This is a genomic window from Spirulina sp. CCNP1310, from assembly GCF_034932185.1.
Taxonomy (GTDB): domain Bacteria; phylum Cyanobacteriota; class Cyanobacteriia; order Cyanobacteriales; family Spirulinaceae; genus Spirulina.
In genome coordinates, this window is the sequence record NZ_JAYGHW010000067.1 from 1 (window position 1) to 15425 (window position 15425).

At 53.1% G+C, this 15425-nt stretch carries 14 protein-coding genes; 9 read left to right on the forward strand and 5 right to left on the reverse strand.

The window, feature by feature from the left end:
- Positions 1-222 precede the first annotated feature (222 nt).
- The 3 genes from VB712_RS11895 to VB712_RS11905 all read right to left on the reverse strand — a co-directional run bounded on the left by VB712_RS11895 (position 223) and on the right by VB712_RS11905 (position 2335).
- Positions 223-525 carry a hypothetical protein gene (locus tag VB712_RS11895; protein ID WP_323254926.1) on the reverse strand — a complete coding sequence of 101 codons (303 nt, stop codon included), beginning with the start codon at positions 523-525 and terminating at the stop codon, positions 223-225.
- Positions 526-681: 156 nt separating this feature from the next.
- Positions 682-1284, reverse strand: a complete 603-nt coding sequence (locus tag VB712_RS11900) for a hypothetical protein (protein ID WP_323254928.1) — start codon at positions 1282-1284, stop codon at positions 682-684.
- A 70-nt stretch (positions 1285-1354) separates the two neighbouring features.
- Positions 1355-2335, reverse strand: a complete 981-nt coding sequence (locus tag VB712_RS11905; protein WP_323254930.1) for an aspartate carbamoyltransferase catalytic subunit — start codon at positions 2333-2335, stop codon at positions 1355-1357.
- Positions 2336-2485: 150 nt separating this feature from the next.
- Between VB712_RS11905 and VB712_RS11910 the strand changes: the two genes are divergently transcribed.
- The 4 genes from VB712_RS11910 (at position 2486) to cysC (ending at position 5693) form a co-directional block, all read left to right on the forward strand.
- On the forward strand, positions 2486-2956 hold the full coding sequence (locus tag VB712_RS11910; RefSeq protein WP_323254932.1) for a hypothetical protein: 471 nt from the start codon (positions 2486-2488) through the stop codon (positions 2954-2956).
- A 149-nt stretch (positions 2957-3105) separates the two neighbouring features.
- Positions 3106-3582 (forward strand): hypothetical protein, encoded by a 477-nt coding sequence (locus VB712_RS11915; RefSeq protein ID WP_323254934.1) that lies wholly within the window; start codon positions 3106-3108, stop codon positions 3580-3582.
- Between the two features lie 223 nt (positions 3583-3805).
- Positions 3806-4960: a serine hydrolase gene (locus tag VB712_RS11920; RefSeq protein WP_323254936.1), complete on the forward strand. Its 1155-nt coding sequence runs from the start codon at positions 3806-3808 to the stop codon at positions 4958-4960.
- A 196-nt stretch (positions 4961-5156) separates the two neighbouring features.
- Complete coding sequence (gene cysC, locus VB712_RS11925; protein WP_323254938.1) at positions 5157-5693, forward strand: adenylyl-sulfate kinase; 537 nt, start codon at positions 5157-5159, stop codon at positions 5691-5693.
- A gap of 123 nt (positions 5694-5816) precedes the next feature.
- On the opposite strand, the gene VB712_RS11930 is transcribed toward cysC, so the two are convergent.
- Positions 5817-7493 carry a transglutaminase domain-containing protein gene (locus VB712_RS11930; RefSeq protein WP_323254940.1) on the reverse strand — a complete coding sequence of 559 codons (1677 nt, stop codon included), beginning with the start codon at positions 7491-7493 and terminating at the stop codon, positions 5817-5819.
- Positions 7494-7727: 234 nt separating this feature from the next.
- Here VB712_RS11930 and VB712_RS11935 point away from each other — a divergent pair, with 234 nt between their 5' ends.
- Positions 7728-8609 (forward strand): DUF928 domain-containing protein, encoded by an 882-nt coding sequence (locus VB712_RS11935; RefSeq protein WP_323254942.1) that lies wholly within the window; start codon positions 7728-7730, stop codon positions 8607-8609.
- A gap of 132 nt (positions 8610-8741) precedes the next feature.
- Positions 8742-11267, forward strand: a complete 2526-nt coding sequence (priA, locus tag VB712_RS11940; RefSeq protein ID WP_323254944.1) for a primosomal protein N' — start codon at positions 8742-8744, stop codon at positions 11265-11267.
- Between the two features lie 65 nt (positions 11268-11332).
- Here priA and VB712_RS11945 read toward each other — a convergent pair whose 3' ends face one another.
- The gene (locus VB712_RS11945) at positions 11333-11944 is read right to left on the reverse strand and encodes a Uma2 family endonuclease (RefSeq protein WP_323254947.1); all 612 of its coding nucleotides are present in this window, start codon (positions 11942-11944) and stop codon (positions 11333-11335) included.
- A gap of 196 nt (positions 11945-12140) precedes the next feature.
- Between VB712_RS11945 and VB712_RS11950 the strand changes: the two genes are divergently transcribed.
- The 3 genes from VB712_RS11950 to VB712_RS11960 all read left to right on the forward strand — a co-directional run bounded on the left by VB712_RS11950 (position 12141) and on the right by VB712_RS11960 (position 15279).
- A complete protein-coding gene (locus VB712_RS11950; RefSeq protein ID WP_323254949.1) occupies positions 12141-13193 on the forward strand; it encodes a Gfo/Idh/MocA family oxidoreductase in 1053 nt (350 codons plus the stop codon).
- Positions 13190-14197 carry an NAD(P)-dependent oxidoreductase gene (locus VB712_RS11955; protein WP_323254951.1) on the forward strand — a complete coding sequence of 336 codons (1008 nt, stop codon included), beginning with the start codon at positions 13190-13192 and terminating at the stop codon, positions 14195-14197. Before VB712_RS11950 ends, VB712_RS11955 begins: the two co-directional genes overlap by 4 nt.
- Before the next feature lie 68 nt (positions 14198-14265).
- Positions 14266-15279, forward strand: a complete 1014-nt coding sequence (locus VB712_RS11960) for a Gfo/Idh/MocA family oxidoreductase (RefSeq protein WP_323254953.1) — start codon at positions 14266-14268, stop codon at positions 15277-15279.
- Positions 15280-15425 lie beyond the last annotated feature (146 nt).

Sequence of the window (15425 nt, forward strand, 5' to 3'; positions counted from 1 at the left end):
AATAAGTAAAAGGAAGCCTTCGGGCAACCTATAGAGGCGTATTTGACTTCGCCTAAGAGTCCGACTTGTCGGAAGTTCTGAAATCCCTCCAGGGAATCCCCGTCTCTTTAGAGCGGGGAGTAGTCAAACCGCATTCTACGGCAACAAAAAAAGGGAGGCATTGCCTCCCATCGTCGTTAGGGTTAAGGTTGAGGGCTGAGGGTTCAGCCTGATTGGATCTGTTTAACGTTTAATGCTTTTCGCCATCTGCCGGAACATATCCATGGCACTATCACCGGCTTTACGGCGGGGTGTGGTCGGCGTTGCCACGGGGGCTTCGGCAGGGGTGGAAGCGGCTGGGGTAGCGGGAGCTTCACCATTTTTTACTTCCATGGAATTTAATTCCTTCACGATTTCAAAGCCACCGCCATTGGCTTTGCTTTTTGGAAATTTGTGCTTAACTTTGTTGGGAGTCCGCATGTAATCGATATCGCCCAAGGTTTTTGCGTCATCGGGTTCGAGGAAAAATGCGCCTTGCTTTGCCATGGTTTTGGTGAGGGAGGTTGAGGATTAATATTAAAATTCATTAAGAACTGATCAGTTAATTTACTCGAACTGCGCCCAATTGTGAAGGAATCTGATATTTTTCGTTACAAAAATTAATGTATAGGGCGATCGCCCCCCATTTCCGTGCCAAGCCGCCTATTCTGCATCATCAGCAACATTGTCCTGTTCCTCGGCGGCAATCCATTCCCCCAATGGGCGCTCCACCGCATATTTAAATTCAATGGGTAAGAGCATCACCTCAACGCCATCGGTGGCATTTTCCGGATCCGTGAAGGTTCCGTAAACCCAGCGCTCATCTAAGGTGGTATCGCCCAGAAAGAGGGTAAGGGGCTGGGTTTGGCTGTGGCGATAGATCCGAAGGGTTGCAAAGGGAGCCGCCAAGCCATATTCCGCCAGAGTTGTTTCGACGGCCTTGACGCTGCGGGTGCGGTCATAGCGACCTTCGAGCAGGAGGTTGGTGAGAAACTGCACTACAGCCCGTTCTGCTGTCACCCGCTGGGGCTGGGTCATTTGCCAGGGGGCTTGCTGATCTTCAGTTTGGCGGATCACGAGCCGATCCTGGGCGGTTTTGATCTCAAAGCGGCGCAGATCTGCCAATTCCAGATCGGCGAAAATTTGCGATCGCTCCCGTTGTTCTTGGGCTTGTCGCTGGGGGATCACTCCTTCCACCACGTACACCACACCCCCCAAAATAATAGCTGCGAGTAATAAAAACCAAGTGGTGCGCTGAAGTTGCATGGCGTTGCCGCTGTGAAACAAATAAACGAGTATTGACCCGATTCTAGGGGAGAATCACCCTGAAAAACTGTTAAACAGGTTGCTCTCCACCCAAAAAGTAGAGGAGGGCCATACGCACCGCTACGCCGCTGGTGACTTGCTGGGGAATTAAACTCAATCGGGGATCGTCCATGAGGTCGGAACTCAGTTCCACCCCACGATTCACCGGGCCGGGATGCAAAACCTTAACGGTGGGGCCACAAACCTGGAGGCGATCGCGGGTGATCCCATAGCGTTGATGGTATTCCCGCAGGCTGGGCAGGAGGTTATCACTCATCCGTTCCTTTTGGAGCCGCAGCGTCATTACAAAATCTGCCCCCTCAAGGGCGGGCCCTAGATCCCAATGGAGATGGACGGGGGCCAGTTGGGCGAATTGGGGGGGTAACAATGTGGGGGGGCCGACTAAATGGAGATCCGCTCCGGCGGCAGTGAGGCTCCACAGATTAGACCGGGCAACGCGGGAATGGAGAATATCCCCCACAATCACAATTTTTTTCCCCGCCAACAGTTCTAACCGGGGATTTTGGGGATCAATACTGGTGCAGAGGGTGAAGAGATCCAGTAAGCCCTGAGTCGGGTGTTCGTGCTGACCATCGCCCGCATTGAGGACGCGCACACCACTGCTAAGGCGATCCATTTCAGCGGCGATCGCCCCCGGTACGCCCGCCTGTTGATGGCGAATCACCAAAATATTTGCCCCCATCGCCCAATAGGTTTTGGCGGTATCGAGGATCGTTTCTCCTTTCGTGAGGGAGGAGCTACCGGGAGCAAAGTTGAGGCTATCGGCGGAAAGGCGTTTCGCGGCCAGTTCAAAACTACTGCGGGTGCGGGTGGATGCTTCAAAAAAGAGATTGGCCACCACCTGCCCCTGAAGGGCGGGGACTTTTTTCGTCCGTCCGGCCAGAACAGCTTGGAAGCTGACGGCGGTTGTGAGTACCGCATCATATTCAAGGGGGGTAAAGTCCGCCAAGGCCAGGAGATGGCGGCGGGTCCAAACCGAGGTCGCAGGCATGATCACCAACAAAAGGAGCAAGGCTACCCTACACTATTTTTTGCCCCTTCCCTTGGGAATTAATCCGGATCTCCCCTGCCTCAGACCTGAATAGATCAGCATCTACCCCGGAAAGTATGGACTTTTCGGTTGTCATTCTTGAGGTGCGCCATGTCTGCTAAAGTTCCTAGATTTTTCGCCTTGACCTTGGCCTTGTCCCTTTTCGGGTTAACCGCTTGCCAACAGCCCCCCCAATTAGAAACCCAGGCTCCCGCTCCGGTAATGCCGACAACCACAATGGCCACCCTGGAGGTTTATTTGCCCGATGCCAACTGTGAAACCCTTGTACCAACGCAGGTAGAAGCGGCGCAAACGGATATGGAGGGGGCGATCGCCATCGTTATCGATCATTTCAATACCGCCGACTATGCGATCGCCGGTTATCGCGTCGCCCTTAATCCCCAAACCCACACCGCCACCATCGATCTCCGCACTCCCCCCAACAGCCGCCCGCTGCAAACTTTATCGGCTTGTCAACAGTTCGCCCTCTTTGGCAGTCTCCGCCAAACCCTAACCCATCATGCCACTTGGCAGATCCAAACAGTGGAATTTACCCAACAGGGAGAGGCGATCGTTCTTTAAAATAGGCGATAGACTAGGCTTTAAGAATTCGGATCGCGATCCCCCCGGCTACGCCGCCCCCCTTAACCAGGGGTTAAATTCCGGAACCCCCCTTATTAAGGGGGGCAGGGGGGATCTCTCCGATAGCCATCGCTAAACACAAACAAACCATGGTAGAGGCGCGATCGCATCCACATCAGCAAAAACCCTGGGCTTGGGTAAAAACCTTGATCGGGATCGCCCTTTGCCTCCTGCTCACCAGTTGTAGCGGCGGTCAGCCCTCCATTAGCCTCGCCCCGACCCAGGAAATTATCCGCAAGGCGATCGTCCTCCAAGTGCAACAGAGTCAAACCGCCCTCAGCGCCCAACTCCAAGCCGCCATCCCTGACCTCACCATTCGCCATATCAAAGTAGACCAATTAGAAAGTCTGTACCTAGCCAAATTGCCGACCTATCACCTCCAGGGTCATTATGATTTAAGCTTGGAATTGCCCGACCAAACCTTAGATCAAAATCGCAATTCTTTTGATATTTATTTACAGCGTCAACGGGAAGGAAAAACTTGGCGTTGGCTCAAGCCAGAAATTCTTCCCTCAGAGGAAAAACAAGGCCAGCCTGAGCATTGGCTCACATACCGGGTTTATTAACGGCTGGCGCTAACCCCTTAAACCTCGCTGATTGGCTGAGGCAGAAGCACCCTCTCTTTTAGTACTCAAAATTGAGTCAATTTTCTGTAAAAAATCCAGATGTGCAGATTGTTTATCCTTCCTAATCGGTCTAAGATAAATGGCGTAAAGTTACAGTGGTTGGGCAGGTCAACGTTGACTGTCAGCCGTAATTGATACACCATTCAGGGTTTTTTTGTGCATCATGACTTATCAACCCCAGCCCCGTTCCAGTCGTGGGGCAAGGCGAAATTTCGTCTCCCCTCAGTCTGGCAAACCGCCGCGTTCCCGTCCCACGGCTGCTGAAATTCGTGCTTCCATTGCCTCAAATTCTGCTGTCGTTGTTACCCAGAGGCCCCAAAACCCGGAACCTCTGGAGCAGAAACAGCCCTCACAATGGCCTTGGCCCCTCACACTGTTGGCGATGATTGCCGGTGGTGTGGGCGTGGGGTTGTTTGTGGGTATTCTCATGATCAGTTCTGCCAAACCAGAATCAACTGCGGTGAAGCTGGAAACCCAAACTGCCCAGATGGGTTTTACCGTTGATTCCCTCAAAATGGCGGTTAACTTCCCGATTAAAGCCCCGATTGAACCGCTGCAAACGCAGATTAATGGGGCGATCGCCACCTATCCCCAAGGCCGGGTGGGGGTGTTTATCCTCGATTTAGACAAAGGCAATTATGTCAATGTCCGGGGGGAAGAATCCTTTATCGCCGCCAGTACGATTAAGCTGCCCATCCTGGCCATGTTTTACCAACAGGTGGATCAAGGGCGCGTTGATCTCGATGAATTGTTGACGATGACCGCCGAGCTAAGGGCCCCGGAAGCGGGCAATATGCAGTTTAGCCCGGTGGGAACCCAATTTTCCGCCCTGGAAACGGCGACCCGGATGATCACCATCAGTGATAATACGGGGACAAATATGATTATTGAGCGGTTGGGGGGGAAAGCCGCCATCAACAGTCAATTTCAGCGCCTTGGCTTAACCCATACCACAGTGAATAACTGGCTCCCGGATATCCCCGGCACAAACACCACCAGCCCCGTCGATCTCACCAATATCTTGATTGGGGTGGAGCAGGGTCAGTTTATTTCGATGCGATCGCGCGATCGCATTCTCCGCACCCTCACTGAGGTGAATAACCGCCAACTCCTGCCCCAAGGCTTAGGGACTGGGGCCGTCATTGCCCATAAAACCGGAACCCTGGGTAAAGTCCTCGCCGATGTGGGTCTCGTGGATACCCCCAAAGGAGCAAGGTATATCATCGCCGTTATTGTCGAGCGTCCCCAGAACGATCCCAAAGCCCAAGCCTTAATTCACCAAATTTCCCGCCTTGCCTATGATTATTTCAACCGTTAATCCTTTGGATGAAGGAGAGAGAAAAGAGAAGGGAGCAAGGTTGATGTAGGGGCGAAAAATTTGGGGGCGAAAAATTTTTCGCCCCTACATATCTACTCCCCACTCCCCGCTTCCCCAATAATTTCCCCCTTCTTCCGGATTAGGCCAAGCAATCCGATAAGATATAGGGTGCGAATTTAAGAGGTTAAGGATTTTCATGGCGCAACGCGGAGTTACCGTTTGGTTTACGGGCCTGAGTGGTGCAGGCAAAACGACGATCAGCCAGGCTGTGGCAGAACGACTACAAGCCCAAGGCTATCAACTCGAAGTCCTCGATGGGGATATTGTCCGCACCAACCTCACCAAGGGGTTAGGCTTCAGCAAAGAAGACCGGGACGAAAATATTCGTCGCATTGGCTTTGTCTCCCACCTCTTAACCCGCAATGGCGTGATTGTGATTGTCTCCGCCATTTCCCCCTACCGAGAGGCAAGGGAAACGGTGCGGGAGCGGATTGGGGATTTTGTCGAGGTGTTTGTTAATGCGCCTTTAGATGTGTGTGAATCGCGGGATGTTAAAGGGTTATACAAAAAGGCCCGGGCCGGCGAAATCAAGCAATTCACCGGCATTGATGACCCCTACGAAGCCCCCCTTAACCCGGAAATTGAATGCCGCACCGATCTCGAAGATCTCGAAGCAAGCATCCATAAGGTGATGACCAAACTCCAAGAGCTAGGCTATCTCCCCACCCACTAACGGATTCTCTACAAACGAACCGAAGAGGGCGCAAGCATTGCGCCCCTACTTTATCGATGGGCGTGGGGGCGTTGGCGTAAGCTTGCCGGAGGCACAAAGATTTTTCGCCCCGATATCAACGGATTAAGCGGATTTGCTCTCAGGCTGTGGGGGCTGTAATTCTGCCAAAATACGGAAGCGCACATGGTTAATGGCCAGATCGCCAATGGATAATTGTTCTTTGGTGACTAACACATTGTTAATGTAGAGCTTTTCAAAGGGAATACCCTTGGCCATCTCCGCATGATACCAAGCCAAGCCCATAAAGAACCGGGTGGGATAGGGGCCGCCTTCGGTGACATCATCGGGGTTGGATTCCATCGGGAGCCAACCATAGCCGGGGAGATAGAATTCCATCCACACATGGTTAAAATCTGGTTCGAGGAGGTGGCCCCGCTCCCGCGCATGGGGGGGACATTTATAGCGGCCTACAGTACGGCAGGCGATGCCATTTAAACGGGCGAGGGCGAGTAAAACCCCTAGATATTCCCCACAGGAACCTACGCCCCGCGCTAGGGCCACGTCGGGGGTGTCAATGTGGGGCTTGATGCCGTAGGAGAGGTGATCGTAGACGTAGTTGCGGATGCTGTACATTTTTCGCAACAGGTTCGTTTCCCGGCCGGCGGCATCTTGGGCAGCCCGTTGGATGATTTCTTGATCCATGGCTAGGTTGTCGTTATCGACAAGGTAGCGATCGCCAAATTCCGGCGGCAATTCCGGCACTTTTTCCCCATCTTGGGGGCCAAATTGGTATTTAATCCCCCACACCTCTAGGGTGGCCTTCCAGCCGAAAATATACCGATCCTTTGATTTAAGCTGATCAAACTTAAACACCGCAACCCTTTCCCCTTCTACCTCCCGCTCTTCAAAGGGGAGGCCGATCGCCTCAATATTGCGAATCTTTTGGCGCGGGGTCTCAGCGGGCAACGCCATGCGCCATTCCAAATCATGGACATCGACGGTATCGAGGGGGGAAAGCTCTTCCACATAGCTCATTTCCACCAGATAGCCGTTGGAGAGGGCGTATTTTTGATCGGGGTAGTAGGCGCAGTAGAGGGGGTGAATGAACGTGCGATCGCGGTATTGCAGTTCGTAGTTGGGGTTGGCGTTGGGGTTATCCCGTAGATAGGGTTCATTTTGGGCATAGGCCACAAACAGGGTATCCCCCTCAAAGGCGAGGCCCGTGGGGGATTCAAAGGGGGTGAGGACGTTAAACAGCATTTCCCCTGTGGCCCGATCCAAGCAATACACACTCTGCTCAATATCATCGGTGAGCCAGAGTTCCTCACCCCGAATGGTGATATTTTCCACACCAATGCCGGGGGCATAGAAGCGGGTAATTTCTCGGCGGGTTTCGCGGCTGAAGATGAGGATATGGCCGGTGCGCTGACAGGTGACGTAGATCGTGCCGCCAGCAACGGCAACGCCATTGAGGGGGTAGTAGAGGCTGAAAAACCGATGGGGACGGAGGTGATCAGTTTCCTCTAGGGAACAAAAATAAAGATCTTCGCCTCTGGTGAACCATAGGGTATCTTGGGCGATCGCCAACCCCGTTGCCCCCACAAAATCCTGCCAAGTGTGGGGGTTAAGGATGCGGGTGTTGTGGGTTTCCGGGTCTATGGCCGAGAGATAGCCGGTGGTGGCATCGAGGGCATAGAGCATCCCTTGATAAAAGGTAATGCCGTGGATCGCTGCCGCAGCATAGGGGTAGATGGTGCGGATCGGGGGGGCAGGTTGGGCCCAGGAGGAATCTGGAATCATGCTCAGTTGGCGTGAGGAAACGGAAACGGGCCGCTATGGGTTTAGTGGCTACAACCCCCAAACTTAGCAGAAACATCGCCCTGTCTACTGCTTAAACTGAACTTTCCGTGGACGTTAGCCTCTGGATTTAGTTACAACAGAAGTATTTCAGGGTGCAGGTGACTCAAAATTCTGAGCATTGCTTGATTAGATCATATGTTTTACTTAAACCTTTCACTGTTGAGGGATTTGGTTATGGATTTTCGACTTTCCTCCCGTCGCCTGCGGTGGGTTACATTGGTGGCAGCGGCTACCATCATGACATCGCTAACCCCTGGGATATTTACCAGCGGAGGGGCGATCGCCCAGAATTTACCCAGCCTCGACCAATGGCAATCTGCCGGGTTTAAGCCCAATGTCGATACCACGCCGAATCGCAGCGATGTGGGGGGAACCCGTGGCCCTGAGAATGCGCCCATGGAAGGGTTATCTTTAATGGCCCTTGTGCCAAAATACAATCAGTTTGGCGTGACCATTGCGGGCAATCCGCAGATTTTGGTCTATCTGCCCACGGCAAAAACCGATCGCATTGTCCGTCTGGAGTTGGAAGAAGTGACCCCCGGCCGTCTGGGGAGTGGCCCCACCCGTAAGTTTGTCTATGCTCAGGAGTGGGAAGTGGGGCAAAACGGCGGCATAATGAATTTGAGTCTGCCCCCGTCGATTCCCCACAATAACCATCCCCAAGCCCAGCGATCGCTGATGCAAACGAATCAGGATTATCGCTGGGTGGTGTTGGTTTATGACAATACCGATGCCATTACGGGGCAGGTGGAGGGCTATATTCGCCAAATTGATCCGGGGCAGGTCAATTGGCAAAATGTTGAACCGACGGCGGGGCCGATTCCCAATTATTTGGCCAGCTTGACCCCTCACCGCAAGGGAACGGTGTTGTTCCAAAATTTTGTTTGGTATGATGCGATCGCTGCCTTAGCCCAAGCCTACCAAGATGATCCCATGGCCACCGCTGCGGATTGGCAACAGGTGTTGGAGTTGGCGGGGTTCAGTCCGGCAGAAATTGCCACGGTGTTAACCCAAATGGCCCAATCGCGCCAATTCATCGAGGGGGAATTGCTCTAATCCCCTAAAACCAGAGGGGCGAAAAAGCGCGAAAATTTTCGCCCCTCCATCCCTTAAGATCAAAGTTGCAAATTTTGCTAAAACCCGGTTTCCCTCAATCTCGAAACCGGGTTTCGCTATGGATGGTTGCTCATGTCTCGTTTTCCTTGGGTTGATGTGTTGGTGGATTGTCCTGAGGCTAAAAATCAGCGTTCTCCAGATCAGGATCAACCCAATCTCCAACAGTTGTTTACCTATATCGTGCCGCCGGAGTTGGATCTTCAGGTGGGGGATGTGGTGCAGGTTCCCTTTAATACGCGGCAGTTGACAGGGATTATCGTGCAGGGTTTAACGATGGCTCCGACCCATATTGAAGCGGAGCGGTTAAAGCCGGTGGGAGATCGCATCGCCACTGGATTAATCAGCCCCCAATACTGGGAACTCCTCAATCGCGTGGCAGATTATTATCATGCTCCCCTAATGTTGGTGATCCGTACCGCTTTCCCCCCCGGCCTCTTGGGTAAATCCCAGCGGCGCATCCGTCTCATTCCTGATTGCCTCTCCCCTAAAGATCCCTGTCCTTCCGAAGCTGATCCCTCTGAAACTGAATCTCCCTGTCCCTCCGAAGTTGAAGCCCCCGATCTCCCTGAAGCCTCCCTCCCTCCCATCGCCCAATCTGTCCTTGACCTCCTCCGAAAAAGTCCTAAAGGAGACTACACCGCCAAATACATTCACCAAAAGATTACTAATGCGGCAATAGGTATCGCGTATTTAATCGCTCAGGGTTGGGTCGAAAGCTATCTGCAACCCCCCCGCTATATTCGCCCCAAGAAGGATGAAATTATTAATCTCATTCAAGCGGGCAATCTTGAGAAACTCACCCAGCGTCAACAGGAGATTATCCGTGAACTTCAATATATTGGAGGGGAAACTTGGTTAACCGATTGCCGTCAGGCCTTGCGCACCAATAAGATCACAATCAAAAAGCTCGAAGATCTGGGCTATGTCGGCATTGAAACCCGTGAGGTGTTGCGACTGGCTCAAGGAGGAGCGATCGCCCCCGATCAACCCAAAACCCTCAATCCGGGACAGGCGGCGGCCTTGGCAGCCATTCAAGCGGAACCGGGGTTTCGGGTGATCCTCCTCCATGGGGTAACGGGATCGGGGAAAACCGAAGTGTATTTGCAGGCGATCGCCCCCTGTGTAGCCGCCGGTCGTTCCGCCCTCGTCCTCGTCCCCGAAATTGGCCTCACCCCCCAACTCATGGATCGGTTTCGGGCGCGGTTTGGCGATCGCGTCTATGTCTACCACAGCCAACTCTCCGAAGGGGAACGCTACGACACCTGGCGAGTCATGCTCAACCCCCAAGCCCAAATCCTCATCGGCACACGCTCCGCCGTCTTTGCCCCCCTGCGTAACTTGGGGATGATCATCCTCGACGAAGAACACGACAGCAGCTTTAAAGAAGAAGAACGCCAACCCACCTACCACGCCCGCACCGTCGCCCAATGGCGGGCCGAACTCGAAAATTGCCCCCTGATCCTCGGTTCCGCCACCCCCGATTTAACCACATGGCAAGCAACCCAAACCGGCAAAATCGACTACTTACCCCTCCCCCACCGCATTGAGCAGCGCCCCCTCCCCCCCATCGAAATCATTGATATGCGCCGCGAACTCCAAGCTGGCAACCGCTCCATCTTTAGCCACAGCCTCGCCCAAGCCCTCCAGACCCTCAAACCCCAAAAAAAACAAGGCATCCTCTTTATCCCCCGTCGAGGCTACAGCACCTTCGTCTCCTGCCGCAGTTGTGGTGAAGTCATCCTTTGCCCCCGTTGTGACGTTTCCCTCTCCTACCACCACAGCGGCGAATTTCCCCATCTCATTTGCCACTATTGCAACCATCGCCAAGCCCAGCCCCCCCAATGTCCGGCCTGCGGTTCCCCCTTTTTAAAGAATTTTGGTAGTGGTACACAGCGGGTCATGGAGCAATTAGCCCAACAATTTCCAGAACTGCGGGCGATCCGGTTCGATAGCGATACCACCACCAGCAAAGGCGCTCACCGCAACCTTTTAAATCAGTTTGAACAGGGAGAGGCGGATCTATTGGTGGGGACGCAAATGCTCACCAAAGGGTTAGATATTGCCGAAGTAACGCTGGTGGGCATCTTGGCCGCTGATGGCCTGCTCCATCGGGCGGATTACCGGGCCAGTGAGCAGGCCTTCCAACTGCTCACCCAAGTAGCGGGGCGGGCCGGTCGCGGGGCAGAACCGGGAAGGGTGATTTTGCAAACCTATAGCCCCGATCATCCCGTCGTTCAAGCGGTACAAGCCTATGATTATCCAAGGTTTGCAGCGACAACATTAGCGGAACGCCAAAACCACGGCTACCCCCCCAACCGCCGCTTGGTATTGCTACGGCTCACGGGGTCTAATTTAGCAGTCGTGCAACGGACGGCGGAATTGATGGCGATCAAGGGGCGATCGCTCCTTCCCCCCAGTGCCATTCTGTTAGGCCCCGCCCCCGCCCCCGTCATGCGGGTGAATCGCTATTTTCATTGGCATATTTTGTTGAAGTTTCCACCCAAAACCCATCCGTTACCGGACTTTTCCCCACTGCGGGATCTCTGTCCCCGCACAGTGAATATGAGTTTCAATTTTGATCCCCTCAATCTCGGCTAAAAAACGAGAGGGGCGAAAAACCTTTCCACCATTGTGTAGGGGTGAAAATTTTTCGCCCCGTAGATCTAGGCTTGAAAAATTTGGGCTGCGGTTAACTTTAATTCAGGAAAGGCTAAGGATTCAATCACTTCATCACCGCGAAATTGCTTTTCTTCATACTCACCGTTAATCATTTGATAAACAGAAATTGTCGGGGCTTTCAGATCACCAATGAAACGCCGTCCCCCTAAGCCACCATGATCGACAATCCAATATTCAGGAATCCCCAGCAATTCATAATCCCCGGCTTTCCTTAAATAATCGTTCTGCCAATTAGTACTCACCACTTCCACCACTAAACGCACCGATTGCCCTGAACTAATCACAGATTCTTTTTGCCAACGGGTTTCATTGGCCAACTGCTCTCGATCCAGAACAATAATATCCGGTAAATAACCCGATTCATCTTCTGAAAATTTAATTAAGCAATCCCCAGGAATCGAGTAGGCTAATTTAAGCCGTCGCATTTCAAAGTGAAGTTCGCCAATAATAAACCCGACAATGTTAGAGTGCTGACCCGTTGCTAGTGGCATTTCAACAATGGCTCCGTTGTGTAATTCATATTTACAAGTGGCGTTCTCTGGATACCAATCAACGAATTGATCAAAGGAGATAGATTTTGTAATCGTTTGAGTCATGGTTTTTAGAGAGGGAGGGGTTGAGCGATGAAGACAAGCAGGACAATTGTTCTTATTATAGCAAGGGTGTGGGAGTTTGGAAAGGGAAACTGGATTTTTTCACGTTTTCCACCCCAACGGCAAAATCCAAGCGGAAAGTGAGAGACAATGCCGGTATCGGAAAAATGCCATCCCTGAATTGTGGAGCCAATCGACCATGACAACCCCGCTCAAAGCAGGGGTGATCGGAACTGGGGTCATTTCTAAAGAACATCTCAGTTTCCTCGCCACCTGTCCCCATGCCGAACTGGTGGGGGTTTGCGACCTCTCCCGTGCTGCGGCCCGCTATGCCGCCCAACGCTACGGAGCCACCGCCGCCTATACGGACTTTCGGCAAATGCTCACGGCAGCTAAACCCGATGTCGTCCATATCCTCACCCCCCCCCAAAGCCATAAATTCATCGCCACCGAATGCCTCAAAGCGGGCGCTCATGTGATCTGTGAAAAACCCATTGCTGCCAATCATCAGGATTTTGAAGAACTTTGGGCTTTGGCCCAGGAGTGCGATCGCCACCTGATCGAAGACCAAAACTACCGATTTAACACCCCCATCCTCGCCATCCAGGATTTAATCAGCCAGGGGAAATTGGGGGAAATTAAAGAAGTAGAAGTGCGGATGTCCCTGGCGTTGCGGGCCGGCGGACGTTTTGCCGATGAAAACCTCCCCAGCCCGATCCACAAAATGCCCGCTGGCGTAATCCACGACCTGATCACCCATCTCATCTACCTCGCCCTCCCCTACCTCCCCAGCTTCGACCACATCCGCGCCACCTGGAGCAACCACGGCGGCGGCGACCTCTTCAAATACGATGACCTGGATGCCTTGGTGATCGGCGGCGGCGTTCATGCTCATTTCCGGTTTAGCTGTTACACCATGCCGGAAACCTTCAGCTTTAAGGTACGGGGTACCGAAGGTTACGCCGAAACCGACCTGTTTCAACCCTATATCCGTGCGGTTTATCCCAGAGGCGGCAAACAGTTATCGCCGTTAATTAACCATTGGGTGAATGGTGTGGATTTAATGAAAGCCAGTGTCCGCAACTTTCGCAATAAAATTATGCAGCGCACCCCCTACGAGGGCCTCAAGGTTTTACTAGATCGCACCTATACCGCCCTTGTTCAGGGGACAGACCTGCCCATCTCCTACGAAGAGATGGAGCGCACCAGCCGTTTAATTGATGCCCTTGTGGCGGAGGAGAACCAAGGATGAAATTATTAATTACTGGCGCATCGGGTTTTGTGGGCAAATATGTTGTTGCCGAAGGGTTACGGCGGGGCCATGAGATTAAAGCTGTTGTCCGACCCCAAACCGATGTCACCCGCATTCCCTGGCATGATCATGATTGTTTAGAATTGGTACGCATTGATCTGCGCCAACAGGCGGAACTGACCGCAGCTTTAGCGGGTGTGGATGGGGTGATTCATTTGGCGGCGGTGAAGTCGGGGGATTTTTATGATCAGTTTGCGGGGACGGTGATGGCCACGGAAAGTTTATTAGCCGCCATGAAAACGGCGGCAGTATCCCGATTAATCGCCATTAGTACCTTTTCGGTGTATGAATATCAGCAAAAACGCGCCCATAGTTTGTTAGATGAAGATTCGCCTTTGGTGACAGCAGAACGGGTCGTGAACCGCGATGAATATTCCCAAACGAAGCTGATTCAAGAGCAACTGTATCGAGAGTTTGAAGAGGAGGGGGGCAAGGTGACGATTCTGCGGCCGGGGATGATCTACGGTCGGGAATACCTTTGGCACGCGCTGTTAGGGGCAGAATTTGGCTCGGTATTGTTGCAGATTGGCACGCGGGGAACGTTGCCCTTAAGTTATGTGGAAAATTGCGCTGAGGCAATGATCATCACGGCGGAATCGGAGGCGGCTATTGGTCAAACCCTGAATATTGTTGATGATCATCTTCCTACTCAGGGCAAATACACTCAGGAATTAAAGAAACGCCACCCCGCGCCCAAGTTGTACTATTGTCCTTGGGTGGTGATGAAATCCATTGCCGGTTTTGGTTGGTGGATTAATCAAACTTTCCTGAAGGGGGGGGCAAAAATGCCGGGAATTGTGGTTCCGGCTAAACTCCATGGTCGTTTTAAGCCCCTACGTTATACGAACCAACGGGCGAAAACGGTCTTAAATTGGCAACCCAAGTATAGTTTCACAGAATCCCTCGATCGCAGTTGTGGGGATGGGGAATTACTCAAGGTTTAAGCCCTCACCCCCGGCCCCTCTCCCACAGTTGGGAGAGGGGGGTAGTAGAAATCATTGAGGATTGCTCTATGACTGCGCGAAAAATTGCCATCGCTGTTTTGGGGGCGGGCCGGTGGGGTCGCCATTTTGTGCGTCATTTTGCCCAGCATCCGGGGGCAAATTTGGTGGCGGTGGTGGATCCCCATGGCGATCGCCTCACCACCCTTCAATCCACCCTCAACCTACCCCCCACCGTCGTTTTAGCTGAAACTTGGGAAACGCTACCGCGCCATCTCTCCCTCGATGCGGTGGTGATTGCTACGCCGGCCTCGACTCATTTTGAATTAATTAAGGGGGCGATCGCCCAAGGCTACCATGTCCTTGCCGAAAAACCCCTCACCCTCGATCCTGCGGAATGTGCCACCCTCACCCAAGCCGCCCAAAATCGGGGCGTACAGCTTTTTGTGGATCACACCTACCTGTTCCATCCTGCCGTTGCTGCGGGCCATGGGGTGATTCAATCGGGGGTCTTGGGGGATTTTCACTATGGCTACGCGACCCGCAGCCATATCGGCCCCGTCCGTACCGATGTGGATGCCCTCTGGGATTTGGCGATCCACGATATCGCCATTTTTAACCATTGGTTAGGCATGACCCCCATTGCGGCCCAAGCCTTGGGCAAAACCTGGCTTCAGCCGGGATTACCGGATCTGGTTTGGGCGACGCTGACCTATCCCCAAGGGGTGATCGTGCAAATTCATCTCTGTTGGGCAAACCCCGATAAACAGCGGCGGCTGGCGTTGGTGGGCAGTGGGGGAACGCTGATTTTTGATGAGTTACAAGGGGAACGCCCTCTCACATTACAACGGGGTTATGTAGGGGATGCTGCCGTCAACTTTCCCCCCCTGGGTTTAGCGACAGAAGCAATTCCGGTTGCTACGGGGGAATCATTAGGCGTGGTGTGCGATCGCTTCCTCACCACCATTCACACCCAAACCCCCGACCCCGCCGCCAGTGGAGCCACGGCTACAACTTTGGTGCAGATTCTCACCGCTTTGAGTGCGTCGCTGGATCGGGGGGGTATTGCAGTTCCCATCAACTAACCCATTATCAACTCGTGCCATGGCTCTGCCATGGCATGGACTTTAGGCGGCTCTGCCGCCCGCTGAATGGAGGCAGAAGCCCTCCACCGGGGCGTTACTTGGCAGAGCCAAGTAACGAGAGAGCAGCTTAATGGGCGTGGGGGCGA